Source organism: Mycobacteroides immunogenum (assembly GCF_001605725.1).
GTDB lineage: Bacteria > Actinomycetota > Actinomycetes > Mycobacteriales > Mycobacteriaceae > Mycobacterium > Mycobacterium immunogenum.
This window is the reverse complement of sequence record NZ_CP011530.1, coordinates 27,119-53,211: the sequence shown is the minus strand read 5'-3', so window position 1 is coordinate 53,211 and position 26,093 is coordinate 27,119. Positions and strand designations below refer to the sequence as shown.

At 66.2% G+C, this 26,093-nt stretch carries 29 protein-coding genes; 11 read left to right on the top strand and 18 right to left on the bottom strand.

Going from position 1 to position 26,093, the window contains the following annotated elements:
- Positions 1-30: 30 nt before the first annotated feature.
- The 4 genes from crgA (at position 31) to ABG82_RS00280 (ending at position 2,828) form a co-directional block, all read left to right on the top strand.
- Positions 31-294, top strand: coding sequence for a cell division protein CrgA (gene crgA / locus ABG82_RS00300; RefSeq protein ID WP_005082859.1), 264 nt, complete (start codon positions 31-33; stop codon positions 292-294).
- Between the two features lie 154 nt (positions 295-448).
- Positions 449-874 (top strand): PH domain-containing protein, encoded by a 426-nt coding sequence (locus tag ABG82_RS00290; protein ID WP_043078154.1) that lies wholly within the window; start codon positions 449-451, stop codon positions 872-874.
- 59 nt (positions 875-933) lie between these two features.
- A complete protein-coding gene (locus ABG82_RS00285) occupies positions 934-1,833 on the top strand; it encodes a class I SAM-dependent methyltransferase (RefSeq protein WP_043078155.1) in 900 nt (299 codons plus the stop codon).
- A 32-nt stretch (positions 1,834-1,865) separates the two neighbouring features.
- Entirely contained in the window at positions 1,866-2,828 is a 963-nt protein-coding gene (locus ABG82_RS00280; protein WP_062826674.1) for an SAM-dependent methyltransferase, read from the top strand.
- A gap of 1 nt (position 2,829) precedes the next feature.
- Here the strand turns inward: ABG82_RS00280 and ABG82_RS00275 are convergent, their stop codons facing one another.
- Both ABG82_RS00275 and ABG82_RS00270 read right to left on the bottom strand, forming a co-directional pair.
- On the bottom strand, positions 2,830-3,573 hold the full coding sequence (locus ABG82_RS00275; protein WP_043078242.1) for a rhomboid family intramembrane serine protease: 744 nt from the start codon (positions 3,571-3,573) through the stop codon (positions 2,830-2,832).
- Between the two features lie 126 nt (positions 3,574-3,699).
- Entirely contained in the window at positions 3,700-4,284 is a 585-nt protein-coding gene (locus ABG82_RS00270) for a peptidylprolyl isomerase (RefSeq protein ID WP_078343400.1), read from the bottom strand.
- A 105-nt stretch (positions 4,285-4,389) separates the two neighbouring features.
- Between ABG82_RS00270 and cwsA the strand changes: the two genes are divergently transcribed.
- Positions 4,390-4,794: a cell wall synthesis protein CwsA gene (cwsA, locus tag ABG82_RS00265; RefSeq protein ID WP_043078156.1), complete on the top strand. Its 405-nt coding sequence runs from the start codon at positions 4,390-4,392 to the stop codon at positions 4,792-4,794.
- Between the two features lie 13 nt (positions 4,795-4,807).
- Positions 4,808-5,335, top strand: coding sequence for a hypothetical protein (locus ABG82_RS00260; protein ID WP_043078157.1), 528 nt, complete (start codon positions 4,808-4,810; stop codon positions 5,333-5,335).
- A 148-nt stretch (positions 5,336-5,483) separates the two neighbouring features.
- On the opposite strand, the gene ABG82_RS00255 is transcribed toward ABG82_RS00260, so the two are convergent.
- Genes ABG82_RS00255 through ABG82_RS00240 form a run of 4 tightly spaced genes read right to left on the bottom strand, consistent with a single transcriptional unit; the run spans position 5,484 to position 9,754 of the window.
- Positions 5,484-5,945 (bottom strand): DUF6262 family protein, encoded by a 462-nt coding sequence (locus tag ABG82_RS00255; RefSeq protein ID WP_065212754.1) that lies wholly within the window; start codon positions 5,943-5,945, stop codon positions 5,484-5,486.
- Positions 5,942-7,942 (bottom strand): tyrosine-type recombinase/integrase, encoded by a 2,001-nt coding sequence (locus ABG82_RS00250; RefSeq protein WP_078343401.1) that lies wholly within the window; start codon positions 7,940-7,942, stop codon positions 5,942-5,944. Before ABG82_RS00250 ends, ABG82_RS00255 begins: the two co-directional genes overlap by 4 nt.
- The gene (locus ABG82_RS00245) at positions 7,929-9,053 is read right to left on the bottom strand and encodes a tyrosine-type recombinase/integrase (RefSeq protein ID WP_043078158.1); all 1,125 of its coding nucleotides are present in this window, start codon (positions 9,051-9,053) and stop codon (positions 7,929-7,931) included. The genes ABG82_RS00250 and ABG82_RS00245 overlap by 14 nt, the downstream gene beginning before the upstream one ends.
- Positions 9,050-9,754: a hypothetical protein gene (locus ABG82_RS00240; RefSeq protein WP_224644795.1), complete on the bottom strand. Its 705-nt coding sequence runs from the start codon at positions 9,752-9,754 to the stop codon at positions 9,050-9,052. The genes ABG82_RS00245 and ABG82_RS00240 overlap by 4 nt, the downstream gene beginning before the upstream one ends.
- Positions 9,755-9,911: 157 nt before the next feature.
- On the opposite strand from ABG82_RS00240, the gene ABG82_RS00235 reads away from it, so the two are divergent.
- Together ABG82_RS00235 and ABG82_RS00230 are read left to right on the top strand one after the other, a co-directional pair.
- Positions 9,912-11,132 carry an ImmA/IrrE family metallo-endopeptidase gene (locus ABG82_RS00235; protein WP_234714538.1) on the top strand — a complete coding sequence of 407 codons (1,221 nt, stop codon included), beginning with the start codon at positions 9,912-9,914 and terminating at the stop codon, positions 11,130-11,132.
- A gap of 18 nt (positions 11,133-11,150) precedes the next feature.
- Positions 11,151-11,519 (top strand): hypothetical protein, encoded by a 369-nt coding sequence (locus tag ABG82_RS00230; RefSeq protein WP_231707128.1) that lies wholly within the window; start codon positions 11,151-11,153, stop codon positions 11,517-11,519.
- A 9-nt stretch (positions 11,520-11,528) separates the two neighbouring features.
- Here the strand turns inward: ABG82_RS00230 and ABG82_RS00225 are convergent, their stop codons facing one another.
- Positions 11,529-11,939, bottom strand: a complete 411-nt coding sequence (locus tag ABG82_RS00225; protein ID WP_052511025.1) for a hypothetical protein — start codon at positions 11,937-11,939, stop codon at positions 11,529-11,531.
- Between the two features lie 77 nt (positions 11,940-12,016).
- On the opposite strand from ABG82_RS00225, the gene ABG82_RS00220 reads away from it, so the two are divergent.
- On the top strand, positions 12,017-12,361 hold the full coding sequence (locus ABG82_RS00220; RefSeq protein ID WP_131676264.1) for a hypothetical protein: 345 nt from the start codon (positions 12,017-12,019) through the stop codon (positions 12,359-12,361).
- 29 nt (positions 12,362-12,390) lie between these two features.
- Here ABG82_RS00220 and ABG82_RS00215 read toward each other — a convergent pair whose 3' ends face one another.
- Complete coding sequence (locus ABG82_RS00215; protein WP_052511026.1) at positions 12,391-12,777, bottom strand: hypothetical protein; 387 nt, start codon at positions 12,775-12,777, stop codon at positions 12,391-12,393.
- Between the two features lie 176 nt (positions 12,778-12,953).
- Here ABG82_RS00215 and ABG82_RS00210 point away from each other — a divergent pair, with 176 nt between their 5' ends.
- Entirely contained in the window at positions 12,954-13,724 is a 771-nt protein-coding gene (locus tag ABG82_RS00210; protein WP_043078162.1) for a hypothetical protein, read from the top strand.
- 121 nt (positions 13,725-13,845) lie between these two features.
- The gene (locus ABG82_RS00205; RefSeq protein ID WP_043078163.1) at positions 13,846-14,406 is read left to right on the top strand and encodes a hypothetical protein; all 561 of its coding nucleotides are present in this window, start codon (positions 13,846-13,848) and stop codon (positions 14,404-14,406) included.
- 798 nt (positions 14,407-15,204) lie between these two features.
- Here the strand turns inward: ABG82_RS00205 and ABG82_RS00195 are convergent.
- From ABG82_RS00195 to ABG82_RS00150, 10 genes are all read right to left on the bottom strand, one after another.
- Positions 15,205-15,492 carry a hypothetical protein gene (locus ABG82_RS00195; protein WP_043078165.1) on the bottom strand — a complete coding sequence of 96 codons (288 nt, stop codon included), beginning with the start codon at positions 15,490-15,492 and terminating at the stop codon, positions 15,205-15,207.
- Between the two features lie 191 nt (positions 15,493-15,683).
- Positions 15,684-17,315, bottom strand: coding sequence for a long-chain fatty acid--CoA ligase (locus ABG82_RS00190; RefSeq protein ID WP_043078166.1), 1,632 nt, complete (start codon positions 17,313-17,315; stop codon positions 15,684-15,686).
- A gap of 72 nt (positions 17,316-17,387) precedes the next feature.
- A complete protein-coding gene (locus ABG82_RS00185) occupies positions 17,388-18,455 on the bottom strand; it encodes a BtrH N-terminal domain-containing protein (protein WP_043078167.1) in 1,068 nt (355 codons plus the stop codon).
- Positions 18,456-18,504: 49 nt separating this feature from the next.
- Positions 18,505-19,341 (bottom strand): SDR family oxidoreductase, encoded by an 837-nt coding sequence (locus ABG82_RS00180; RefSeq protein ID WP_043078168.1) that lies wholly within the window; start codon positions 19,339-19,341, stop codon positions 18,505-18,507.
- On the bottom strand, positions 19,338-20,867 hold the full coding sequence (locus ABG82_RS00175; RefSeq protein WP_043078169.1) for an aldehyde dehydrogenase family protein: 1,530 nt from the start codon (positions 20,865-20,867) through the stop codon (positions 19,338-19,340). Before ABG82_RS00175 ends, ABG82_RS00180 begins: the two co-directional genes overlap by 4 nt.
- Positions 20,864-21,589, bottom strand: coding sequence for a transglutaminase-like domain-containing protein (locus ABG82_RS00170; RefSeq protein WP_043078170.1), 726 nt, complete (start codon positions 21,587-21,589; stop codon positions 20,864-20,866). Before ABG82_RS00170 ends, ABG82_RS00175 begins: the two co-directional genes overlap by 4 nt.
- The gene (locus ABG82_RS00165) at positions 21,586-23,046 is read right to left on the bottom strand and encodes a cytochrome P450 (RefSeq protein WP_043078171.1); all 1,461 of its coding nucleotides are present in this window, start codon (positions 23,044-23,046) and stop codon (positions 21,586-21,588) included. The genes ABG82_RS00170 and ABG82_RS00165 overlap by 4 nt, the downstream gene beginning before the upstream one ends.
- A 74-nt stretch (positions 23,047-23,120) precedes the next feature.
- On the bottom strand, positions 23,121-24,323 hold the full coding sequence (locus tag ABG82_RS00160; RefSeq protein WP_043078172.1) for an NAD(P)/FAD-dependent oxidoreductase: 1,203 nt from the start codon (positions 24,321-24,323) through the stop codon (positions 23,121-23,123).
- Positions 24,320-25,708, bottom strand: coding sequence for a cytochrome P450 (locus ABG82_RS00155; protein ID WP_054173132.1), 1,389 nt, complete (start codon positions 25,706-25,708; stop codon positions 24,320-24,322). The genes ABG82_RS00160 and ABG82_RS00155 overlap by 4 nt, the downstream gene beginning before the upstream one ends.
- A 24-nt stretch (positions 25,709-25,732) precedes the next feature.
- Entirely contained in the window at positions 25,733-26,053 is a 321-nt protein-coding gene (locus tag ABG82_RS00150; RefSeq protein WP_043078249.1) for a 2Fe-2S iron-sulfur cluster-binding protein, read from the bottom strand.
- Positions 26,054-26,093 lie beyond the last annotated feature (40 nt).

The window sequence follows — 26,093 nt, the reverse complement described above, 5'->3', positions numbered from 1 at the left end:
GCCATATCCGAGATGCTTCCGAGGTAGTCGATGCCCAAGTCCAAGGTCCGTAAGAAGTCAGCGTTCAACGCGACCACTGTTAGCCGTACCCCGGTCAAGGTGAAAGCCGGCCCGTCGAGCGTCTGGTTCGTCGCGTTCTTCCTCACCCTCATGCTCATCGGCCTGGCCTGGCTCATGGTGTTCCAGCTCGCCGCACAGCACATCACGTGGATGCTCGATCTGGGGCCGTGGAACTACGCCATCGCCTTTGCCTTCATGATCACGGGGCTGTTGCTGACCATGCGGTGGCGCTGACAAAGAGCATGGTGGAGCCCCTGTTGCCGTCGGCACTATCCGCTGCTATTCGCGCAGGCGGCACATCGATCTGGTTGGTACCCGTTTCCGTCGAGTCCACCCGTCAGACACCCAATCACAACGATGTGATTTATCCCCACTGTGGATAACGCCTGTGGATAACTCAGCTGCCGCCCCCGCCGAATGGGGCCCGAAACCTGCCGGCATCGTGGCCGTGGCGCTCGTAGGCATCGCCCTCGGTGTCGCCTCGGCGTTGTTCGTCACCGATGCACCGGGTCGGCTGCTGGCCTCGCTGGCAGCCCTCGGCCTGCTGATCTTCGCCGCGGTGTCCTGGCGCTGCCGCCCCAAACTGCGGATCGTCGACGAAGGCCTGCAGATGCAAGGCCTGACCCGCGACACCGTCCTGCCACGCGCCGCCGTCGACTCGGTGAAAGTGACCGAGTTCCGACGCCTGGGCCGGCGCACCCGGCTGCTGGAGATCGAATCCGGCGATCGTCTGATCGTGCTGAACCGCTGGGATCTGGGTACCGACCCCCGCGACGTGCACGAAGCCTTGCGTGCCGCGCGCTACCCGACGTGATCTAGATAACGCGCGTATCGTTGCCTTAGGTAATTACTCCCAGGCAAAGAGGCGGGCACATGACACGGACCGACGGCGACCAGTGGGACATTGTCAGCAGCGTCGGGTTCACGGCCCTGATGGTGTCGTCGTTCCGGGCGCTGGAGACCACCCGATCAGAACCGCTCATCCGCGACGATTACGCCCGCGCCTTCGTCGAGGCCTCGGGTGAGCCCCGCCTCACCGAGGCATTGGCCGCGGGTAGACCCGAATCCGAATGGGACACCGCGACCGTCTACCTGGTGAACCACCTCGCCGTCCGCACCAAGTATTTTGATGAATTCTTCTCGGCTGCAACGGATTCAGGCATCCGACAGGTAGTGATCCTGGCCGCGGGCCTGGACTCGCGGGTCTACCGGCTGCCTTGGCCGGACGGCACCGTCGTCTACGAACTCGATCAGCCGAAGGTCCTCGAATTCAAGGACCACGTGCTGCGGGCGGAGAACGCAGCGCCACTGGCCGATCGCCGGGAGGTGGCCGTCGACCTTCGGGACGACTGGATCTCGGCCCTGCAAACGGCGGGCTTCGACGCCGCCAAGCCCACGGCCTGGCTTGCAGAGGGTCTGCTGGCCTACCTTCCCGGGGCGGCGCAGGACGCCCTCTTCGAGAACATCACCGCTCATTCCGCGCCCGGCAGCTTCCTCGCCACCGAATGGCGCCGCCAGCTGGCCACCGCCGGGCAATGGCAGGACGCCGTGAACAAGCTGAAGCCGGAGTTCATCAAGGACCTCAGCATCGGCTCCCTCATCTACGACGATGAGCGCAAGGACCCCATCGAGTGGCTGCGCGAGCACGGTTGGCACGTCGACACCGCCAATCGGCTGGAGCAGGCCGCTGCTTATGGGCGGCCGGCACCCAGCGAGCACAGCGATGTCACATCGCTGTGGTCTGACGCGTACTTCATCACCGCCACGCGATAGCTTTCCGCGTCCCGCCGCGGTGTTTGCCCGCGGTGGATAGCCTGAGATTCATCGAGCAGGTCCGCGCAGCAGGGGAAGCCGGTGATCCATTGGACGGCCAGAAGAAGAGCACGGTGTCCACACCGTCGCACAAGCTTCAGTTCGACCTCTTCTACGCCGCCCTCCGCGCCCTGGAAAGCAGGCGCGGCCACCCACTGATCGATGATCCCCTGTCGGCACTACTGGTGAACGCCGCGAACGAACCGCTCAGCACCGCGCTTCTTGCCGCCGGCTTTCCCGATACCGCGACCGAGGACGGCGGCCGGATGTTCATGCTGCTCAGTGCGGCCGGGCTGATGGCTCGATACGGAGATGACTTCCTGCTGACCGAGATTCGGGCCGGTGCCCGGCAGGTCGTCCTATTCGCGACGGGATTGGACACCCGCGTCTATCGTCTGGACTGGCCGGACGGAACCACCGTCTACGAGGTGGACTACCCCCATACCCTCGAATTCGGCAGCGGCGTTCTGAAGGAGCACGGCGCCGTTGCACGGGTGACTCATCGACAGGTGCCCGCGGCGTCGATGACCCACCCCTGGGGTGAAGACATGTGTGCTGCCGGGTTTGATCCAGACCAACCCACGGCATGGCTCATCTCGCCGGCCATCATCGCCGGCTTGGCGGGGTCGGATCAGGACGTGCTCTTCGAGCGGATCATCGAGATGTCGGCCCCCGGCAGCGTCGTCAATTGCGATGCCGACAATTTCGTGCCGTCCGTGGACCGATGGGACGCTGCAGTCGAGCCGCTGGCGCCGGAACAGGTGAAGGCAGCCAACATCTGGATGCTGACCTATCCCGACGCCCGAATGCGTCCTGGTGAATGGCTCGCCGGCCATGGCTGGAACACATCGACAACGACCATCGCCCAGATCGCCGCGCACTACGGGCGGCCGTACGACCCGGAATTGCTTGTGCAGCACACCAACTTGCAGTTCCTGACTGCCCGGCTTCCGTGACTCAGCTCGTGTAGGTGAGCACCTTCGCCACGATCAGGGCCACCGACAACGCGGCAGCCACGGCCGCAAGTACCCACGGTGCCGAGGGCTTGCGGGCGAGTTCGGGCATGCCGATCCCGCGGCACACCTCGCGGTAGTACAACAGCGCACCGGCGCTCAGCGCGCCGAACACCAGCCCACCCATATGTCCGGCGAGCGAGATGCCCGGCAGTGAGACGCTCAGGCCGATGTTGAGCAACAGCACAATGATGATGGTCTGCGGGTTCAACCGCTCGCGCAGATAGAGCACCAGCGCCGCGCCCAAGAGGCCGTAGATAGCGCCGGACGCACCGGCCACCACGGCATGTGGACTGAGCCACATCGCCGCGGCGCTACTGCCCAGCAGCGCGGTGCCGTAGATCGCGGCGTACCGCTGGCCACCGAACGCACGCTCAAGACCGGGCCCGATCATCGCCAGCGACAGCATGTTGACCGCGATGTGCATCAGGCCCAGATGCAGGAAGCCTGTGGTGACGGTCCGCCATAATTCGCCCTGGGCAACCCATGGCACATAGAGCACGAGTTCCCGGAACAGCGGGCTGCTGGTGACCTCGCCGTCCACACCATCCGACACCGTCGCCGCGTACACCAAAACGTTGACGGCGATCAGCGCCCAGGTGATCCAGGCTCGCGCCTGCTGCAACGGCTTGACCTGACGCACCGACTTGGCGCCCTGCTGGACGCATTCGACGCACTGCTGCCCCACGGGTGCCGACCGCATGCAGTCCGGGCACACCGGGCGCCCGCACCGCACACAACGCACCGCGGTGGCCCGGTCCGGGTGCCATGCGCACCCATAGACCGGGACCTGACCGGGATGAGCCATCGAGACCTAGCTGATGGTGATGGAGTTGATCACGACGTCCTCGGTGGGACGGTCGCCACGATCGACGGCGGTGGAAGCGATGGCGTCGACAACCTGCTGCGAGGCCGGGTCCACAACCTCACCGAAGATGGTGTGGCGCCGGTTCAGGTGCGGGGTCTTGCCCACGGTGATGAAGAACTGCGAGCCGTTGGTGCCGGGTCCGGCGTTGGCCATGGCCAGCAGGTACGGCTTGTCGAACTGCAGCTCGGGGTGGAACTCGTCGGCGAACTGGTATCCGGGGCCACCGCGGCCGGTGCCGGTGGGGTCACCGCCCTGGATCATGAATCCGTCGATGACGCGGTGGAAGATGGCGCCGTCGTAGAACGGGCCGGCGGCCTCGCCCTTGGCATTCTTGGTGGAGTAGTCCTTGCTGCCGTCGGCCAGGCCGACGAAGTTGGCGACGGTCTTCGGGGCGTGGTTGCCGAAGAGAGCGATGACGACGTCGCCGTGGTTGGTGTGCAAGGTGGCGGTCTGTGTCTGGATTGGTGAAGTCACGACGACCACCTTATCCGCGCGGAAAAGACATTCATGCGGATGTTTCGCAACAGCCATCCGGCACACCGGTCTTTTCCGGCGGGGCATGGCCGTCCGTGCGCAAAGATGGCAATCTGAGGTACCAGTCTTGAAATTACCGCCCAACGAAGGGACCCGCTGACGATGAGCCTGCTCACCAAGTCCGATGAACCTGCCCTCAAGCTGACCTCCGGACAGCGTCTTGCCCGGGGACTCAAGGAGGCGGCCCTGGCCCCTATTGACGTGTCGCGCGGAACCGCAGGGCTGGGCTTCGGGCTGGCGAAATCGGCGACAAGCGTCGCCGGCAAGCTGCTGCGCCGCGGCAAGGCGGTGTCATCGGAGGTGCAGGACGCCGTTGCCGACGTGGTCGACACGCTGCCCGAGGTGGTCAGCGGCGCCCGCAAGCGCAAGCTGCCGCGCGCGCTGACCGGTCTGGCCGTCGTGGGCCTGCTGGGTGCGGGTGCGGTGGCATTCAGCGTGTTGCGGCGCTCGGGCCAGCCCGAGCCCTCGCCGCTGGCGCCGAGTGTGGCTCCGCAGCCTCAGCCGTAGCCGGGGGCGTGAAATGGCGCCGTCTCAGGCTTTGGGATGTATCGGAGCGCTGGCAGCCGCCGGCCTGTCATTCGCACCGTTAGCCGGCGCTGAGCCCCAATTACCGGATCTGGACCGTTACACCGCGGTGAAGACGTCCGACTATACGGTCGCGATCCCCACCGGCGGCTATAACGGTGCCGTGAGTAGCGTGCAGTTCAGCACCCCTGCCGGCCAGAACTGCAGTGTGGTGATCAATGTTCGGGGTGAGTGGGACATCGCGACATGTACCGGGCAGATTCCGGGGAGCAGCCACACCAGCGTGGCCGCGAGCTATTTGGAGGCCGGCAAGTTCGGCGACGCCTCGTCCAGTGCCGAACAGGCGAAACTGTTGCCGTCCGGTAGCAAGGTCGTGTTTACCCGTGGAGTATGGACGGGCACTTGCGCAGTGGACCAGGCGATGACCGCCTGTGTTGTCGACACCGTCCCCGGGCCTGGCGAGTCAACCTCAAGGACCCCGCACGGGTTCGTGCTCGGCCCAAACGAGAGCTCGACGTTCTAGACCTACTGATCGGTTGGTGCAAGGCCCGGGAAAGGGCCTGCTCTCAGGGATACGGCTGAGATTGCGTGGAACGGAAACTTTGAGTGGAGCCTAGGAGAATCGATATCTATAGGAGCCTCCTGACTGTCCGCGACGTGGCTGACGGGGGTCATCGTGGCTGTTGTGGCCCTGTGGTGGTCGGGTTATCTGCAGGTTCTCCTCGACGGGCTTCTTGCGTGGCCGGTGGCCGGGTTCCCAGGTCGAGGAGTCGGCTGCGGAGCGCCTCGTTCTCGGTGCGTAGTTGCTCGAGCAGTTCGGTCAACTGACGGTTGCGGTCGATCGCGGTGGCGAGTTTGGTGCGGAGGGATTCCGCGCTGGCGGCGGTGGAGCGTTCGGTTCCAGTGGGGGCGGTGCCGCGTTTCGCGTCGATTTCCTGTCGGAGCTGGGGGTGCTTGTAGAGGAAGCTGGTTGAGACGTCGGCGGCTCGGGCGACGGCGACGAAGGTGACGGGGTGTCCGGTGTTGTGCAGCCGGGTGATGGCTCGGCGTGCGCGGGCGGTCGCGCTGGTTGTGCGGGCGGCGGCGGCCGCGGTGAGGCGGGCTGTGCGGTGATCGCGGTCGCCTTCGCTCACCTGGGTTCCTGCGCGTCTGGTCTGATTTCGTCGATGAGCTTGGTGACCTTGTCGAGCATGCTCTTGTTCAGTTCCGCTGCCTGGCTGTCGCCGTTTTCCTGTGCTTGGGCGGCGAGTTGTTTGAGCTGGTCGCGGTGGGTGATGTGCGCGCCGAGGAAGGTGCGGCCGCCGGGGTCGTGGAAGGAGCAGTCGATGCAGGGGTTCGGGCGGAATTCGCAGCGTTGCGTCGCGGGGAGCGTGCAGAACCCGTTCGGCAGTGCGGTGGTGAAGCGGGCTCGCAGTCGCTCGACGGTGGCGTCAGCGCCGTTGTCGGGGTTGGTGTCCCAGAATTGCCGGGCTTTCCGGGCGAGGGTGTCGTCGGTGATGCGGGCGTAGGTTGCGGTCATGGTGTCGCTGTGGTGGCCGAGGAAGTCGCGGACTTCCGGTTGGGTCCATCCGTTGTTGAGCAGGTTCATCCCGATGGTGTGGCGGAAGCGGTGGACGTCGCCGCCGGAGATCTTCTCGCCGGTGGTGATCGAGGTGGTGATGCCGTGCTCGCGGAAGAGTGCGGCGAGGCGGTGGCGCAGGCCGCTGGTGGACCAGGGCTGGGTGCGGCCGGCGACGGCGCTGGACCGGGCGCCGGGGAAGAGGTGTCCGGCGTCGGGCCCGTAGGCGTCGCGGACGCGAGTCTGCTGGTCGCGGATGATCGTAGCGAGGCCATCGGGGACGGGAAACCGGCGCCAGGCACTGGTTTTGGTCATCCAGTATTCGATCCAGTACCCCTGCTCGCTGTGTTGAAGGCAGTCGATCGGGAGGCTGACGAGTTCGGAGATGCGGCACCCTGCCCACCGTGTGGTCGCGATCATCGCCCGGAGGGTGGGATCGGTGTCCGGGTTGTCGACGATCAGGGTGTCGATGCGTTCGATGACGTCGGGAGGGAAGGGCCTCGGGCGGCGGGTCTTGCGGTGCACGTTCTCGCCGCGGCGCAGGAAGACCGCCGATCCGAGGTCGTCGACGAGTCCGCAGTCGCGGAGTGTTTCCAGCAGGTAGGCCGCGGTGTTCGCGAGCTGAGAGTTCGCGGTGGTGTCGGGACGGCGGGTCCATTCGAGGTAGTCGAGGAACACCGTCCGGGTGACCGCCGGCGGTTCGGGGACGGTGCCGTCGAGGGTGAGGAACTGGGCGAGTTGGCGGGTGGCGCGCAGCCACTGGGTGAGCGTTCCCCAGGACATGCTGGAGGTGGAGAGCTGTTGGCGGGCGAGGCGTTTGACGGCGTCTTTGAGCCAGGGCACCGGGACGGTGGCCCAGTCGACAGCGGTTCGTGTCGCCCCGGCTTGGGTGGTATCGAGGACGAACTCGAATCCGTCGCGCCAGTGCCAGTGATCCGCCGCCCATGGGTCGGGGTCGGTGGCCCCGTGCAGGAGCCGGAAGAATCTGCGGATGTAGGGGGCGCACAGGGAGTCGAAGTTGGTGTAGGGCCAGTATTGCCGGCACAGCAGCAGCCAGTCGTCGACGGGGCGTTCGGTCAGGGAGCTGGTGATGCGCCCGTCGGCGACCTCGATGAGGACGATCAGGACGCGGCGCAGTCCGGCGTTGGGGGTCCAGTCGCCGCGGCCGATCTTGGTGGCGGCGACGAACCGGATTTCGTCGGCGGCCGCCGCTGGGATACGGCGGAAGTCGACCGCCTGGGTGGTGGCAGGCCGGCCGCGCGGCACACCGACGGGCAAGGCACTGATGGTGGCCCAGGCGTCGAAGTCGCCGGGCTGTCCGGCACGGAACCACTGGAAGTAGTGGGCGTAGCACAGCCCCGAGGTGGCGCCGGCGCGTCCGCCGGGGCCGCCGAGCCAGTACCGTTCGCCGTTGCACTCGATGACGGCGCAGGGGTCGGTGGCGGCGCGGCGGCGGTCGCCGGCGACATCGACGACCGGCCACGTCGGCGCGCACCAGGGCCCGTCCGGCACCTGCAGAGCGGAGATATCGTTGCGCCCCGACCGGGCGCGCTCGCCGTTACCGCGTGCCATCGCCGTCTCCCTTCACGCGGTGCTGCTGCGGTTCACGCCAGACCAGATGCTCGGTGTGACGGAGCTTTTCGGCGAGGTCGTCGCTGGCGAGGTGGATGTACACGTCGGCGCTCGCTGAGTGGGATTGGCCGAGGCGGGCGGCGATCTCGGCGGAGGTCCATCCGGCCTTGGCCAGGGCGGTGGCGTGGGTGTGGCGGAGCATGTGCGGGTTGAGATCGTCGATCCCGGCGGCGGCGCCGATCCGTTCGATGAGCTGGTAAGCGTTGGAGTAGGTCATCGGACCACCGACGGGTGGGCGGGAGAGGTTGACGAACACGTAATCGCTGTCGACGTGGGCGACCTCACCGAGAAGGTACGCGGCATACAGGTCGAAGAACCGCCGCGGCGCGTCGACGATGAACTGGGTCTTCTGCTTCGACAGGGCGCCGTTGGCGTTGTCGTCGCGCCGGCAGATCACCACCTGTCGGCGCATCGGGTTCAGGTCGCCGTGACGCAGGCCGAGCGCTTGGCCGACCCGCAGGCCCAGGTCGTACTGCGCCGACAGCAGCAGCCGGTCACGGGTGGTCGACGCCGCGGCGAGCAGCTTGGCGAAGTCGGTTTCGAAGTCGATCACCTGTACCGTCTCGGCCGGCTGCCGGTCGGGCCGGGCCAGGCGGGAGACCTCGCGGGGACGGCGCTGCTCGAGGTGGGCGAGGAAGCTGTGCGCTCGCCGCGGCAACTTCGACGGATTGCGGGTCAGCACCAAATTCTGCGGTCCCCGGCCCTCGACGCGGTGGAACTCGTAGAACTCACGTACCGCGGCACTGACCGCTTTCACGGTGCCGGGTGCACGGCCCCCGCACCGTGACGGCAGCGGCGGCAGTCCTGCGGTGAGGACGGCGACGAAATCGCACAGCTGATGGAAATCCAGCTCATCCCATGAGATTCCCCGGGCAGCGAGCCAGCGGTAGAACTGACTCAAGTGCCGTGCGTACGAGCGGACGGTGTTCTGGGAACGTCCGATCGCCCGCTGCCAGTGCAGGAACTGCTCGATCTCGGGCACCGGCAGGCCCTGGTCGTCGACGACCGTCCACGACCGGACCCCGTGAACAGTGACCGCGGCGGCCCTCATCGCTGGTCCTCGATGACGTCGTCGCGGCGCGGCCGGCGGGTCTTGATGTCGGTGCGCCGCCGATCCTGCTCATCGCGTACGAGATCCTCGGTGCCGACGAGGTCGTCGGCGGGTAGCCGCCCGGGCAGCCACCGTACGTCCCGTTTGCGCCAGGAGGCGTACCGCTCCTGCACCCGATCCATCGGCACCTCGAACCGTTCCCAGTGCACGCCAGGGGCGCTGACCCAGATCCGCCGCACGTGCGAATCGGTGGCCGCGTCGTAGTCCCAGGTCAGTTCGCAGTGCGTGGGATCGCCCACCAGCTGCAGGGTCTGTGAATCCTGCTTGATGAACGCCTTGCGCCGGGTGTTGGTGCCCTCCATCTCCTTGTGATGGATCGCCAGGTAGGTGCGGCCGTGACTGCTCACCTCCGACCACTGGTAGGGCCGTTTGACCAGGTGTCCGGGCGGATGCATCCCCTGGGTGCTCAGCCAGACGTTGGTGCCGGCGGAGACGAACGCCGCGACGTGGCTGCCCCGCAGCAGCGGTTGCAGCACCGTCCGCAGGTGCGCCGGCTGCTCCGCCATGAGCGTGTTCCAGTGATCGACTGCGGCCAGCAGCAGCGCGCCGACGCCGATCGTCACCGGACGCAGGATACGCTGCGCCTCCTTCCGGGACACCGTTCCCTGCAGCGGGTTGAGGTCGTCCATGAGTGTCGTCACGATCTGTCTCCTCTCGATGTAATTACTTGCGTGGAATTTTGCCTAACGTGGTACAGTTCTCAGGTAGACAACACGCCGTGACCTGCAGAATTGTCCACACCGGCTCGGCTCGATCTCGCGCACGAGATGGGCGTCACACCAGTCACTTGCGTCTCAGGTGCAGATAACCGGGCCGGTAGGAAAATCGCAGTTCACACGGTGTTTCTGCACGGATTTGCGGTGCTGCCGCGATAGCGTGGAGCGCAGGGACCGATCGAGGGATATGGAGGCGATCTGGGTGACGGCACTCTTCTCGCAGGCCGAGGCGAACCCGGTGATGGTTGCGCTGACGCGACTGGCGCACGGCTGGTCGAAGAAGCGGCTCGCGGAGGAGGCCGGGGTCTCCGGATCGCACGTCACCCGGGTCGAGGCCGGTGCGCTGCCCTTGGCGGGTAAGGCGCTCGACGACTACGCGCGGGCATTGCAATGCCCAGTGGATGCTCTGTGCGTCGCGTTCGAGCGCTCCCCTGCGCAGGGCACGCACTTCCGCGCCAACGCCACTACTGCGGAGTGGAAGCGCGACCGCGTCTGGGCGCGCGCCAACCTGGTCGCGATGCGGCTCGGTCGGGTCGTGGCCCACACCGACCTCGATCCGGCGCTGGCGCTGCCGGATCTCGACCCCGGGGACTACGCCGCCGAGCTCGGCGAGATCACCGTCGCGCAGGTTCTACGCCGGCTCTGGCGGATCGCCGGGCCCATCCGATCAATGGTCGAACTGCTGGAAGGGGCCGGGGTCTTCGTCGTCGTCGAGGACTTCCACGACCGCGAGATCGACGCGGTCACCCTGCGCGCCACCGCGCATCACCCGCACCTGGTGTACGTCAACTCTGCCCTGCCGCCGGACCGGATGCGCATGACCCTCGCGCACGAACTCGGGCACCTGGTGATGGATGCGATGACCCTGGTCAGCCCAGCCGAAACCGAACGACGGGCGGATGTTTTCGCTGCCGAGTTCCTCGCGCCGGTCGATGACATCGGCCCGGCGCTGGACCGGGTCTCGACCCGGACCGTCCACGAGCTCGACGAGCTGCGCCTGGACTGGGGGGTGAGCGAGTCCTCGCTCGTCGTCCGTGCCCGTGAGCGTGGCGTGCTCTCCGACCGGCAGTACCGGGCGATGTTCCGCCTGCTCAACGAGACCGGCCGGATGTACGGCGCCCGGCCCGGTGTCCCTGCAGAGACCCCCGAGCTCGCCCGCGATGTCCTCGCCCAACTCGCCACCGACGGATACAGCACCACCGAGCTCGACGCCCTGACACTGCTGAGCCCCGACCGCCGCACCAGCCTGTTCGGTGCACCCGAAGGTGCTACCGCCGGCAGCCGGCACCTGACCGTCGTCTAACACAGCGGGCCGCCGGGGATGTCGCGATGGGGCTGGAACCGCAAGGACGCGGTCAAAGACCACCACTGGCGAGTCCCACGCGGTTCGAACAAGGCGGTGCAGGCCAAAGAGCAGGACGACGCCGCAGGCGGCCGCCACAACCGCGTCATCCGCACTGCACCCGACGCTCTCGGGCGGGTGGTCCTCCGGTGCCAGTACCGGCGGCTCTACGCGGAGCTGCGGTGGACCGATGCGACGAAGAAACACGCCGAGTACCTCGGCGAGATGACCTGGCACAGCCGCGCCGACAACCTCGCCGCCGCCTGGCGCGCAGCACACGCCCGCGGTCTCACGGCCAAGGTCCTCGCCGAAGAGTCCGCCGAAACCGGTATCAACCAACCGCTCTGATGCCGCGCCCTACTGCATCCAGTGGGCGCTGTCCTCGGATGCCCGTGCCAGGACGACATCCAGGCGGCGGGGATCACGCGGGCCGCGGGTGAGGTAGGTGATCGCCGTCTGGTCGTCGAGGTCCGCTGACGGCGCGCACATCCAGCCGGCCGCCGTCCACGGCTCGGCGGCGCGCCGCAGGGTCTGCCAGATGGTCAGCAGCCACTCATCCACCCGGCGGCCGTCGGGGAACTGCCACGCAGGGAATACCGGGGTGCCGCCGGCCAGCGGCGCACAGATCACCTGCTCCGCCGCGACCATCCGCGCCAGGTCATCGCCGTCCAGACCGAGGTACCCGGTGACACCTTCGGCGTCGTAGAAGGGCCCGACCAGCTCATCGAGTATCGCTCCCACATCGGTGCCGGTAGTCGTCTCGTCCACGCAAGGCGATGATCCGCGCGGCCCGGTGCACTTGTCCACCCGGATAAACGTCGCGCCCAGCGTGGATGCTGACGACCATGACGGAAAGTAGCGACGAGGTGCGGTTCGTGTCCGGCAATGAGCGGCTGGCGCGGATTCTCGCCGACCCGGACCGGCGGGCCCGGGTGGACGCCATCACCGCCGAGATAGACCTGATCGATCAGCGGTACCGCACGGCCGCACACCTACTCGACGAAGCAGTGGCCACGACAGCCGCAGAAGTCGGCGCCGGCACGACCGCCGAGGTCCTCACCGCACTCCAGCGTCACCTCACCGCCGCCGGCGTCCGCGAGGTCGGCATCACGCTCACATTCGACGATCACGACGCGACGGTGCCGTGGACCCGGATCGCCGACCATCCGCTGCGCGACACCCGCGACTGACCACCGTGCACCAGACCCGCACCGATCTTCTAGTCGGCTGCGGCCTCGTCGGGGACGAATCCGCTCGCCGCGGCGTCCGCGGCACATAGGGTCCGGACCCAGCTTCCGCGGCGCGTGAGGCCGCCACCGCGGCCGCACTGCTCGCAGGTCCGCTCCGACCGTCGTTCAGCCGCCCGGATCAACTCGTCGAAGCCCGGCCGGGGCCGGTCCGGTTCGAGCTCCACGTAGTACCGCAGCCCACCGAACTTCTCCTTGACCTGCACCAGCTGGTAATCGGGGTCGATCGCGCCCAGCTCCCGGTCGAGATCGACGATCAGCCGGTACCAGCCCGGCCCGACATCCAGGGACCCGCACCACCCGGGAAGGAACCGCGCGCGGATCCCCGCCAGGTCATCCTCACTCACCTCATCGGCCATACGGACCAGCCTGCCAGGACACGCACACCGCGGTATGAGCGGCCCGGCATGGTCTGTCCGTTTGGGTTCGAGGGGATGCCCCTGGTATTTCGCGCGCGCATTTCGCACACCGCACCTACAAAGCAGTGCGCCACCGTCGAGCAACCTCCAAACCGGTTACTGGCACGCTTGCACCAATGTCACGAAGATCAGATCGCAACCGCACCCCCCGCCACAAGCCCGAACCCGCACCGCTGGATCACACACCGCTGATGACGGCATTGCGGCAGGTGGAGCTCGCCGTCGACGGCTTCAACCGCGAAGCCGCACGGATCGAGACCGAGTACGGCATCGCGATCCATCCAGAACGGGTGGGCAACACGCACACCGATCTGGCACACTACATCGAGGTCGCGATCGGCATCGTCGCACGCAAGCTGCCGGTCGCCGTGTACGGGGCGGACAGCCGGCGCTGGACAGGCCCCCAGTCCCCGCGACAGGTGTTCGCCCTGTACGAGGCGGCCGGCGACAACACCGCCGACTATCTGACGCAGATGGCTCTCAACGCCGAGCGGATCAAGGCAAAGAAGGACGACCTCGACCGCAGCCTCAAGCAGAAGTGCCTGCGGCCGAAGACGAACGGGAAACCGTGCCAGATGCGGCCGCTGTACCAGGCCGGAGTCGGCCACCAAGAAGGTTTCGGGTGCTGGCGTCACGCCACCGACGACGAGAAGCTCGAGCTCGAGAAGTCGCGAATCGCCATCGAGGTCAAGACCGGTTGTCCCGGATGCAAGGCCGGCCCCGGCGAGGTGTGCCTGATCCCCACCGAGGACGGCCTCACCCCCGCCCAGGTCGGCCTGACGATGGTCGACGGCGAGTGGCCCCGGGTGCGGGTCCTCGGTGGCGCCGACATCCACGTCCCGCGGATCGAACTGATCCATCCTCGCGTCCTCGAGCCCGCCGAGTAGATCCGCCCAAGACGGCACGCGAAACCCCCGGCCCAATCATGGGCACGCCCGGTAGGGGCACCAGATGAACACCATCTAGCGTTCGGGACAGCGAGCCCGCCCCCGAATACGAGGAGTCCCCATGACGGATGAGCCGGATGTCCGGCAGCCCCCTGACGTCAACGATCCACCGTCCGAGAACGTGGATGAGCTCGCGGGCGGTATGCGCGGCAAGTGGGTGGTCGCGTCCCAGGGATCTACGCACTTGTGGGATCTTGACGCCCTGACCTACATGCGCCGTCCCGGCCCCGCCAGCCCCTCGGGGGCCTTTGACTACGACGGCATCGCGCACCGGATCACGGGGGTGACCCGGTGGCCGCGTGTCGGTGATCAGTCACTGGTCTGGTTCGACGATCCCGCGAGTCCCTTCGACACTGAGCAGTTCAGCCGTCGTCTGCTGATCAGTTTTCACCCGCCGTTGACACCATCACCCGTGCTCCCGAGAGTCTGGACAACGAGTCGGTGGCCGGTACCGAACTCGGGGACGCTGAGTGACGCTGGCGTCAGTCCTGCGGTCTGCTCTCTGCGGCGACAGCAGGGCTCCACGGTCTCGAGTTCGCAGAACGTCACATCGCCGTCGTTGATCGGGCCGCATTCCGCAGTGCGACTCTGGGTAGGGCGACCGACGCGGTGGCAACGATGACCATCACGACGGAGATCGTGAGAAAGGCGCGGGTGTACGCCTCGGCGAGGGAGCGTTGACACCCGGTTCCGTGGGTGTTGGGCGTGGACGACTTTGTCTTCCGTCGCGGGCACCGTTATGGGACGACTCCGGACCGCCATGCAGACCGACCGTCCGATCGAGGTATTGGAAGACGGGACCGCCACACTCCTACGGCCTGGTTGCGGGTCCATCCGGGCGTTGAGATCTTCTATCGTGACCGCATCGGCGCTTACGCAGAAGGCGCGGCGGCGGAGCACCGGACGCGCTGCAAGTCGCCGCTCGGTAGCACATCTGGCACATCGCGGCGGGGCGGTCGATGGCGCCGTGGCACGCCACCGGGCGGCCCTGCCCGCCGCGATCATCGCTCCCGAACCACAGGACCGGCCTGATGCCGCTGTGGTTGCCGCCGAAACCCACTCGGGAGCCGGGTCACGCCCAGTGCTGGCCGAGGGGACTAACATCCTTGCGATCAGCCGCGAGCTGGGTCTGTCTCGCGGTACCACACGCCGCTTTGCCCGCGCGAGGCGCCTGATGAACTGCCGGTCAACAATTGCCTCGGGTACCGAGTCCGTATTCTCGAGGCATACAAACCCGAGCTGCATCGGCGGTGGAATGTGGCGTGTACCCAACACAATGTGGCCGTTCGAGGAGATCACGGCCCACAGCTACCAAGGCAGCGAGATGTTGGTGCGCGACTACCTGCAGCCTTTCCTCGCTCTCACCCACCTCCCGGTCGCGCCGCCCAGCCACCGATCGTCCGCGAAGTCATCAGCTGGATCATGACCAACCCCAACACCCCTCGCTGCCGGACACCGGCCGCGCCTGGATTCGATCCTGGCATTCAGTCCGCGACCGGCCGCGCTGGCCGGGCACGTCCGCGCGTTCGCCGAGATCATGGGCGAGCGGCGCGGTCGGGATCTCGAACGGTGGATGGCCACAGTCGACGTCGACGACCAGCTGGCGCTGCACTCGTTCGTGCGAGGCCTCCGCCGCAGGCCACGTCCCCCGCACCAAGATGCTCAAACGCCGAATGCCCGGCCGCGAGAAGAGCGACCCACTGCGCAAACGAATCCTTCTGAGCGAGTGACCAATTCACCCTACCGAATCACCAACTTCGTGACAGATCCCCCAAACCGGACCATCTGACGGCTGTGGGTTCGAGGGTGGCCATCCTTCACGTGCTGCCGACAGAAGTTTGGGCCAGATCCAACACGGAGCCGGGAGTTGCCTCCCAGATCTCCGGCAGGAGAAGATTCCTAGATTTCAATGACGGCAAGCTCTCCGTCAGCATACAGGGAGCGCAGGCGCTTCTTGTCGAACTTGCCGACCGAGGTCTTGGGCACCTCGTCGACAAAGCACCAACGCTCAGGCAACCACCATTTGGCGACCTTGCCAACGAGGAAGTCACGCAGATGAGCAGGTGTGGGCGCACGACCGTCACGTACGACGATCACCGCGAGAGGCCGTTCCTGCCACTTCTCGTCCGGCACCCCGATCACAGATGCCTCGAGCACATAGGGGTGTCCGGCGAGCAGCAGCTCGAGCTCGACCGAGGAGATCCACTCCCCACCAGACTTGATCACGTCCTTGGTGCGGTCGGTCAGCGTCACGAAGCTCCGTTCATCGATCCGACCGACGTCGCCGGTGCGCAACCAACCGTCCTGAAACTTCTCCCCGTCATCCTCTCCGCCGATGTACGAGCCGGTGATCCAAGGTCCGCGCACCTGCAGCTCACCGACGGCTTCTCCGTCGTGCGGGAGCGCATTGCCCGCGTCGCCGACAATCCGCAACTCCACACCAGGAACCGGACGGCCCTGGGTAGCTCGCAGGCGCCACCGCTCCTGCGCGTCGAGCGATGCCGGCGGACGCGCGACGGCGGCCAGCGGCGAGGTCTCGGTCATTCCCCACGCCTGGACGACCTGCACGCCGTACTTCTCCTCGAAGACCTCCATCAGGTGAACGGGCACGGCGGAGCCACCGCAGGCAACCAGGCCGAGAGAGGAAATGTCGTAATCGGGGTTGGCCTCCACGAAGTTCAGCACGTCGTTCCAGATTGTCGGGACCGCGCCTGCGACGGTTGGCTTCTGGGCATCGATGAGCCGTACCAGCGGCTCGGCCTGCAGGAACCGGTCAGGCATGAGCAGGTCGGCACCGGCCATGAGGGCGGCATAGACCAGTCCCCAGGCGTTGGCATGGAACATCGGCACAATGGCGAGGATCCGGTCGTCACAGCCGACTCGCAGTCCGTCGGCGGCGCAGGCCGCCATCGAGTGCAGGTAGGTCGACCGGTGGCTATAGGCGACACCTTTGGGGGTTCCGGTGGTACCAGAGGTGTAGCACATGGCGGCTGCTGACTGCTCATCGAGGTCGGGCCAGTCGAACGTCTCGGGTTGGGCGGAGATGAACTCCTCGTAACCCACGACTGTGAGCCCGTCACGGTGCAGCGGGGTGAGGTCTACCCCGCCGGTCACGACGACGGTGTGCACGCTGGTGATCTGCGGCAGCACGGGGGCCAGCAGCGGGACCAGGCTTCCATCGAGAATCACGACCCGGTCCTCGGCGTGGTTGCCTACGTAGACGAGTTGATCTGAGGCGAGGCGTAGATTGAGAGTGTGCAATACCGCGCCCATCGAGGGCACCGCACAATAGACCTCCACATGTTCCTGGTTGTTCCACATAAAGGTCGCGACACGCTCATCGCCTGTGATCCCACAACCGCGCAACGCGTTGGCCAACTGGGCGGACCGCCGTCCGATCTCGGCGAACGAGGCGACCTTTATGCTCCCGTCGGGCTGTAAGGTCCGCACGGTCGACGAGCCATGCACACTCGAGCCGTGGCGCAGAATCGCCGCAGTTGTCAACGGGACGGTCATCATCGTGCTCTGCATAACATTCCTTATTGAGAGAGTTGCCGTCGAACCGACACGATCCGGGATCGAGCGTCCAGGGAGAGTGGGCTGTCAGCGATCTGCAGCCGAAAGCGAGCTTGAAGCAGACTCCAAGGACTCGACCAGGTCCAACTCGAGTTCTGGCAGTCGGCTGGCCGCCAAGGCCATCCCGCCCGCGCGGGCTCGCACATCAACGTCGCACTGGATCCCGGCGCGTGCAATGTCGGTCCATGCCTGTGCGCAACGGCTGGCGACGACGGCGAGGTCTGCGGTGGCAAGGTCACCGGTCAGACGTGCGACATCCGCGCAGCCATCGGCGAGCAATCGACGAAACAGCCCGCCACCGGTGCCTGCCTTCTCAATGAAAGCGCTCAGGCTGAACAAGAGGATCTCGAGGTCGTCTGCCGGAAGGTCGACCCAGGTCTGGACGTCGGCTGCCAGCTGCGCGACCGCGGCTAAGCCCTCAGCCCCGGGCACCGCTGTCGTGAGATCGACAATCCCCGGCCGCGACGGGCGCCGCATGCTGGCCGCGGACTGGCGAAATGCCTCTGCCGCCACTCCCGCCACATCCGGCAGCGCGCCCGGCCAGGTGATGCGATACGTGCAGTGGCGCGTCGGTTGCGGGAACGACGTCGAGGACCGCGCCCGAGCCAGGGCTTCGAGCGGGACCTCCTGCACCTCGGCGCGGTCATTGTCTACGACAACGGCAATCCCCTTGGCCTCATCATAGCCAATCACCACGATGTCGTGGCGACTCATCCGTAGCTGGACCCGCAGGTACGGCAGCTCGCCGATGTCGCCCCACACCAGGCTGGGTCTGCCTGCGTCAATCTCGTCGAGAACCCACAGCCACCCCTCGCGGGGATCATCGGTGGTGAGAACGTGGACCTGTCCGCCGAGCCGACGAGGTAGGTCGACTTCGAAGTCGGCGCCTCGTCCCACCAGGTACAGCGGCGGAACGAGGTCGCTCGACCGGAGGTAGGTCAGCCCTAGCGCGCCACCGAGCGCGAACACGAGGCCTTCATCGGGCGGTCCATCCCACCCCAAACCATGCCAGTGCAGAAGATCCCGCATCGCACCAGAACCGCAATGCCCCCCCATCCGATGCGGGTAGTCCTCGATCAGGGTCCTGCGGGGCATGTGAGTTCCTCTTCGGTGGATGGGCGCACGACGGGGTTCGAAGACATGATCAGTTGTTCCGGATTCTGTCCAGGTAGGCCTGGCGGGTCCTCATGTCGACGTCGTCCAGGAACACCGAGTCCGAGCCCAGGGCCGAGCCGAGCCAGGTGGCCAGCCAACCGGGGACGAACTTCATCGCGGCGACCATGCCGCCGGCGAGGCGGGTGACGCGCACGAAGGGACGCGGGTTCTCGATCAAATCGGCTGTCGCTCGGGCGATCTCCTCGGGCTCGGCGTTGCGCATTCCCTTGGCCCCAGCCGTCCCAGCGACAAGTTCGGTGTTGGTGAACGTGGGCCGGACCGTGGACAGTTGGACCCCGGACTTGCGGTATTCTTGTCGTGCTGCCTCGGTGAATCCGATGACCGCGAACTTGGTGCCGCAATAGGTCGCCAGACCGGGTACGGCGAGCTCACCGGCCAGTGATGCGGTGTTGATGATGTGCCCAGCACGCCGCGGCAGCATCCGTTGAAGGGCGAGCTTGGTGCCGAAGACAACTCCCAGGACGTTGATCTCGACCTGCCGCCGGGTTACCGCGTCGTCTTCCTCGTGGGCGTGCCCGGTGGGCATGATGCCCGCGTTGTTGATCAGTACGTCGAGCGGGCCGAGGTCCCCCTCGACCAGGTCGAGAAAATCGCGGAACGAGTCAGGGTCGGTGACATCCAAGTGGGCGACGACCTTCACCCCGAGATCAACGGCGGCCTCCTTTGCACGGGCCTCGTCGACGTCGCCAATAGCGACGCGGTGGCCTCGTCGGATCAACTCCTTCGCGGTCTGGTATCCGATACCGCGGGCTCCGCCCGTGATTGCCACGGTCTTGGCGGCATTGCGGGGGTTGTGCGTCGTCACTTGCTGTTCTCCTTGTTCAGGCCGAGGCGTTGCCACAGGCCGCGGCCGGCTGCCGCGCGCAATACTCTTTCGGCGATGGCCGCACGCCGAGAGGTGTACGGGTACCACGTGAGTTCCCGTGTCAGGACAGGGATCCGCGGCTCCGTCACCGCCTGGACCCGGCAGTACTTGTGCAGCCCATAGGCGCCGCCGAGCCGCGCACCGATACCTGATGCCTTCCATCCACTGTGCGGCAGTGTGGTGGCGAAGAGGTTACTGAAGACGTCGTTGATGTTGACAGCGCCCGCGTCCAGGCGTTTCGCGATGCGCTGCGCACGAGCGTGATCGCGGGTCCACACCGTCGCGGACAGGCCGTACACCGAGTCGTTGGCCAAGCGGACGGCCTCGTCTTCATCCGCGACCAGCATCACCGGGATCGTGGGTCCGAAGGTCTCCTCGGTCATGCAAGTCATCGTGTGGTCGACGCCGACCAGGACGGTAGGAGCGTAGTAGTTCCCGGCCGCGCTCCGGGTTCCGCCGACCAAGACCCGTGCACCCGCCGCCACCGCCTCGTTGACGTGGCGATCGGCGATCTCGACCTGCCTCGCAGTGACCATCGCACCCACGTCGTCACCTGCCGCTGCACCGTGGGCGAGGGACCGCACCCTTTGCGTCAGCCGAGCCACGAACTCGTCGTAGATCTCAGCTACCACATACACCCGCTCAACGGAGATGCAGACCTGCCCTGCGTTGAACAGACCGCCCCACGCGATCCCCTCGACCGCGCGAGCAAGGTCGGCGTCCTCCAGCACTATCGCCGGATCCTTACCGCCCAGCTCCAGGCTCACCGGCTTCAGGTGCTCGGCACAGCGGATCGCGACCGCGCGCCCGGTGGCTGTCGAGCCGGTGAACTGCACGAAGTCAGCTGCGTCCACCACCGACGCACCCGCTTCGCCGGCACCCACAACATGGGCCAGGACCGGGGGGGCGCCGATCTCGTGCCAGCCTTCGACGACCCGCGCACACGTCAGTGGCGTCGCTTCCGAGGACTTCGCCAGGACCGCGCACCCGGCAGCCAACGCGGGTGCTGCATCCATGAGGAAGAGGGTGATCGGGAAGTTCCAGGGCGTGATGAGCCCGACAACAGGGTACGGGTGGTAGGTCTTGGACAGCCGCTTCGGCAGACTCAACAGACTCGAGGGCCTGACCTGCTCGCCAGCGAGAAACCTCTCGGCATTGTCGGCGTAGTAGGTGATGAATTCGCACGACGCGGTCGTCTCCACGAGAGCGTCTGGGCGCACTTTGCCCGTTTCGGCTTGCAACAGGTCGGTGAGCTCGTCGGTGTGAGCCAGGATCCAGTCCCGCCAGCGATGCAACCATCTTGCGCGTTGCCGCGGGCCAGCTTCGGCCCACCCTGCCTGGGCGCGGCGGAGGTCAGCCGCGATGCGGTTCACGGTCTCACGATCATCCACGGGGACGGTTGCGATCCGCCGGCCGTCGGCTGGGCTACACACGGCCAAGGCGTCCGCTGTGGTCGCCGTGCTCATCGGTCCTCCAGGAGTGAGTCGAACCCGCGGGAGAGCCCGTTGGGTGGGGTGCGTCTGGTGGGTGTGTCGGTGAAAGCGTCAGCGATCACGTCAGCGCGTTTGAACATCACCGGTCCATAGGTATGCCGAAGCTCGGTCAGGATCGCGTTCAAAGGCAGGTCGTCGAAGATGCCGCGCTCGCGGACGTACTCCATATGCTGGGCTCCGTCGGCGGTGAAGGCGTGCAGGAGGGCGTCGCGATCGCCGTCGAATTCCACCGGCGGCACACTGAAACGCGCACACAACTCGGTGTTGAACGCAGGTGTCGCCTTCAACCACCGGCCGTCGATGTAGAGAAGGCTGTAACCGTGATAGACGAACAGGTCTGTGCCGCCCATGAGCGCTCGCAGCGCTTCGGTCTGCAGGTGATTGCGGACATCAGCGAAGCCCAGCAGCGCCGGAATCCCTGCCGCACGGCACACCGCGGTCAAGAGCACCGCCTTCGGGACGCAATAGGCACGCCCGGCCTCGAGGACGAAGCTGGCTCGATAGTGGGCGGGATCGTCCGACACTGTGTAGGGGTCGTACCAGATCTGGTCACGGACGGTGGTGAAGAGGCGATTGGCCTTGTCCCGGTCGGTGCTCGCATCCCCAATCGCGGCGGCGGTGAATGCCCGGACGGACGCGTGTTCGATGTCGAGGAAGTCGGTCGCCACCAACGACGCCACCGGTGCCTGATTCATCTGCGCTCCAGGGTGATCGGCAACCCGTCGACAGGGATGGGGAGCGAAGTGTTGTCCCATCTCACTTCATACTGGTCCGGGACCGACCAGGTGTACGTGCGCAGCATGTAGTGCAGGATCGCCTTGACCTCGAGAGTGCCGAAGTGCAGACCAATGCACTTGTGCACCCCTCCTCCGAAGGGGATCCACCCGAAACGGTGATTCTGGTCCTCCCGGCGCGGCTCGCTGAAACGGTCGGGGTCGAAGGTATCGGGGCCGGTCCAGCACGACTCGTCGAAGTGGTTCACCGCAGGAGCCACGGCCACCAGGGTGTCCGCCGGGATGTGGCGTCCGGCAATCTCCACGTTCTCGATCGTTTTGCGCATCACGATCGGCACGGGCGCTACGAGGCGCAGCGTCTCCTTGATCACCAGGTCGAGAGTCGCCAGCGAGTCCAGGTCGTCGATGTCGGGGCGGCGTTCACCGAGTCGGTCGGACTCGGCCCGAGCCCGTTCCTGCCAGGCTGGGTGCTTGGCGAGGAAGTAGGCGGCAGCTGTGGTGGTAATGGTCGAGGTGTCGTGGGCCGCCATCATCAAGAAGATCATGTGGTTGACGACGTCCTCATCGTTGAACGCCTCACCGTCGGCCGTGCGCGCATGGCACAACCCCGTGAAGAGGTCGTCTCCCTGGCCACTTCGAGCCGTCGGCAGATGCCGGGTGAAGTAGTTCTCCAGGAGCGTGCGCCCACGGACTCCGGCGCGCCACCGAGTACCGGGCAGCGGGAAATGGATGATCGAGCTGGCTGCGCGCACGGTGGCCACGAAGGCGTCGTTGATGGCGTCGATGTCCTCGCTCCTGCCCCGACCTGCCATGAAGACCCCCGTTGCGACGTCGAGAGTCAAGGCCTTCAGCAGTGGGTAGATGCGCGTGGACCGGCCCGCTGTCCACCCGGGGATGCTGGTCTCCAGCGTCGGGCCGAGCTGGTCGACATAGCCGGCGAGCCGGTCGCGGGTGAACGCTTCCTGCATGATCCGCCGATGCATCCTGTGCTCGTCGAAGCTCATCAGCATCAGGCCCCGGTGAAAGAAGGCATCGATGAGATAGGTCCACCCGTCCTGGGAGAACGACTTCGCCTTGGTCGTCAGCGCCTCCTGGGTGGCATCCGCGCCGGCCACCATCACGATTCTCGTACCGAAGGCGCCCATCCACCAGACCGGTCCGAAGCGTTGGTACCTGGCCCGGGTGAAGTTGGAGCCGAACCTGATGTAGTCCAGGGTGTGACCGAGCAAAGGCAGGCCCGCGGTCCCCCGGACCGGCTCGAGGCCCGACCCCGCCGGGGGCGGGGTGAGCTCACGCACAGGCCAATGGTCGCTGACCCCAAGCAGGGTCGCGTCGACTCGACTCGGCAGCGGCGCCAGGAGTACCGATGAGAGCCGCTCACGACCCTTCGCCAGCGGGAGCTGGATGATATTCGTCACTGACGTTCCTTTCTGAAAATGTGGGGCCGCACTCGATGTCTTCCTACCGCCGTCGACCCCAGGGACCAGTCAGTTCAGGTCGAGCCGGCGAGCACCAGTTCGGCCCGGCCGACGGGGAGTCGTTGCGCGATGACCCGCTTGCTGAACACGAAGTCCCGGGGCCGGTTGACGCAGTCGGCAGCAATGAGCTCGCCGGCACGGAGGTAGAAGCAGGCGAAGGCGCGGTCCCGGATCGGGTCGCCGCTGCAGACGACTTCGTCGTACTCGGTGTTGAGACCGGCGATCTGGAGCTTGAGATCGTATTGATCCGACCAGAACCACGGAAGCGCCGCGATCATCTTGGGCTTGCCGCAGAAGGTCGCGGCGGCCACCTTGGCCTGCTCACCCGCACTCGGCACGGACTCCAGGCGTATGCGACGGCCGTAACGGGCCATGTCGTGGCTGGCGCAGTCCCCGGCGGCCACGATGTCGGGGTCACTGGTCCGGGCCTGGTCGTCGATCACGACGCCGTTGTCGACGACCAGACCCGCGGCGGCGGCGAGCTCGGTGTTCGGCTCAACGCCGATGCCGACAATGACGAGGTCGGCGGGAATTGATTCGCCACCTGACAGGAATACCTCGCGGACCCTGCCGTCACCGGACAGAGCCTCGACCAGCGCGCCCGTCCTGATGTTCACGCCCTCCTCCCGGTGGATCCGTTCGAAGAACGCCGATACCTCGGGAGCGGTGACCCGTTCGAGGACGCGCTCGGCCGCCTCAAGCACTGTGACCTCCAGACCCAGCGCACGCAACGAAGCGGCCGTCTCCAGTCCGATGTAGCCGCCGCCGACGATCACGGCCCGGCACCCGGGGCTGGTGACCTCTCGGATCATCTCGACGTCCGCAGCGGTGCGTAGGTAGTAGACGCCGACCAGGTCGGCACCCGGGATGGAAAGCCGTCGAGGGCTGGCCCCAGTGCACAGCGCGAGCTTGTCGTAGGGCAGCGTGTCGCCGGCGCTCAGTGCAAGGTGACCGGCCGAGCGGTCGATCGCCTCCACGGTCGCGTCCAGGAGTTGGATTCCCTGCTTGCTGTAGAATTCGGCGCTGCGGATCGCAAGTTCGTCGAGCGTGCTCTTCCCCGCCAGGTAAGCCTTCGACAGCGGCGGGCGTTGATAGGGCAGCGCCGACTCCTCGCCGATGAGGACGATCTCACCGGTCCACCCTTCCTGGCGGAGACTGGCCGCGAGCTGGACCCCGGCATGGCCGGCCCCAACGATGAGGGCCCGCTGCGAAGTCATGCGCTGGACTTCGGGGTGAGGCGGACCATCATTTTACTGATCCCCCTGACGAAATTGGACTGCACGTACTCTGGCTCCCCGACGACCTCGATGTTGTCGAAACGGGTAAGCAACTCCTCCCACAGGATCCGCAGCTGGAGCTCGGCCAGCCGGTTGCCCATGCAGCGGTGGACGCCGAAGCCGAACGAGATGTGGTTGCGGGCGTTGGCCCGGTCGATGATGAACTCATCCGGCCGTTCGAACACGCGCTCGTCACGGTTGCCCGAGGCGTACCACATCACTACCTTGTCGCCCTTGCGGATGAATTGCCCGTTCAGAATGGTATCGGCCTTGGCGACCCGGCGCATATACGCCAGCGGGGTTTGCCACCGGATGATCTCCGAGCCCATGTTGGGAATCAAGTCGGGGTTCGCCTTCAGCTTCTCGAACTGATCGGGGAAGCGGTTCAGCGCAAGAACACCGCCGCTCATCGAGTTCCGGGTCGTGTCGTTGCCTCCGACGATCAGCAACACAAGGTTGCCCAAGAATTCCATCGGGCGGTCGATCAGGTCCTTGGTGCTCTCGTTGCTCTGCAACATGGTGATCAGATCGAAGCCAGGTTCCTCCCCGGCCGCTGTCCGGGCTGCCTTGTCGTGCCAGAGAGCGCTGAGACCTCGCGCCATGTCGCGCATGCCGGGGAACACCTCGTCGTTGTCCGAGGGCCCGCCGTTAGCCTGCTCCAGCGAGGTCGCAAGGTCTGACCAGTAGACGAGCTTGCGACGCTGCTCGTACGGAAAGTCCAGGAGAGTCGCGAGCATCCGAGCGGTCAACTCGATCGAGACGTTCTGCACCCAGTCGAACGGCTGATCCACAGGCAGGTCGTCCAGCACCTCCTGCACACGCGATCGAATCAGCCCCTCCATCTCACGCAGGTTCTTCGGCGCGACCACGCCTTGGACAGCGGCCCGCTGCGCGTCATGCCGTGGCGGATCCATCGCGATGAACATCGCGATATCGAGGAAGCGAGGCGGGGCCCCGATGACAATGAACGGCTCGGCGGAGAAGAGCTCGTGGTTCTTGTCCACGGCCACGATGTCGGCATGCCGCGTGACAGACCAGAACGGACCGAACGAACTGTTGGGCTGATAGTGGACTGGCGCCTCGTTGCGCAAGCGCTCGAAGTAGGACTGCCAGCGCCCCTGGCGATAGAGAAAAGGGTTGCTGAGGTCGATGTCGGCGAGCTCGACGTCCTCGACCGGCGGGACAGGACTCTCGACGAAGAGCTTCTCTCCGTTCGTCCCGGTCACCCATCGCCGGGTCTTGTCATACAGATGCGCGCCCCGGATCTGCAGATCCATCGGGATGGTCGACTGAACTCTGGTGGTAATCACTTCAGGAATCTTCATCAGGTCTTACTCTGTCTCTCGTCGTCACATCTGGAATTCGGGTAGTTGGACGATCAAGCCGTCCCACTCCGCGCAGGCCACCATCTGGCAGGACAGCCGAGAGGTCGGCTGGCGCTCTGGGTTCATCGCGAGCATCTCCTCCTCATCGGATCCGGAGAGGCCGACCTGCTCGGACCATTGCGAATCGACGATCACATGACAGGTGCCACAGGCGGCTTCGCCTCCACAGTCGCCGTTGATTCCGGGGACCGCGTTGTTGGTCGCGACCTGCATCAGCGACTGCCCTTCCTCGAAGGGCGCTTCGTGCTTCTCGCCGTCGTGGGAGACAAAGGTGACAAATGCCATAGCCAACTCCTGATACGTTGTCCTCAGCGGGAACTTGGTC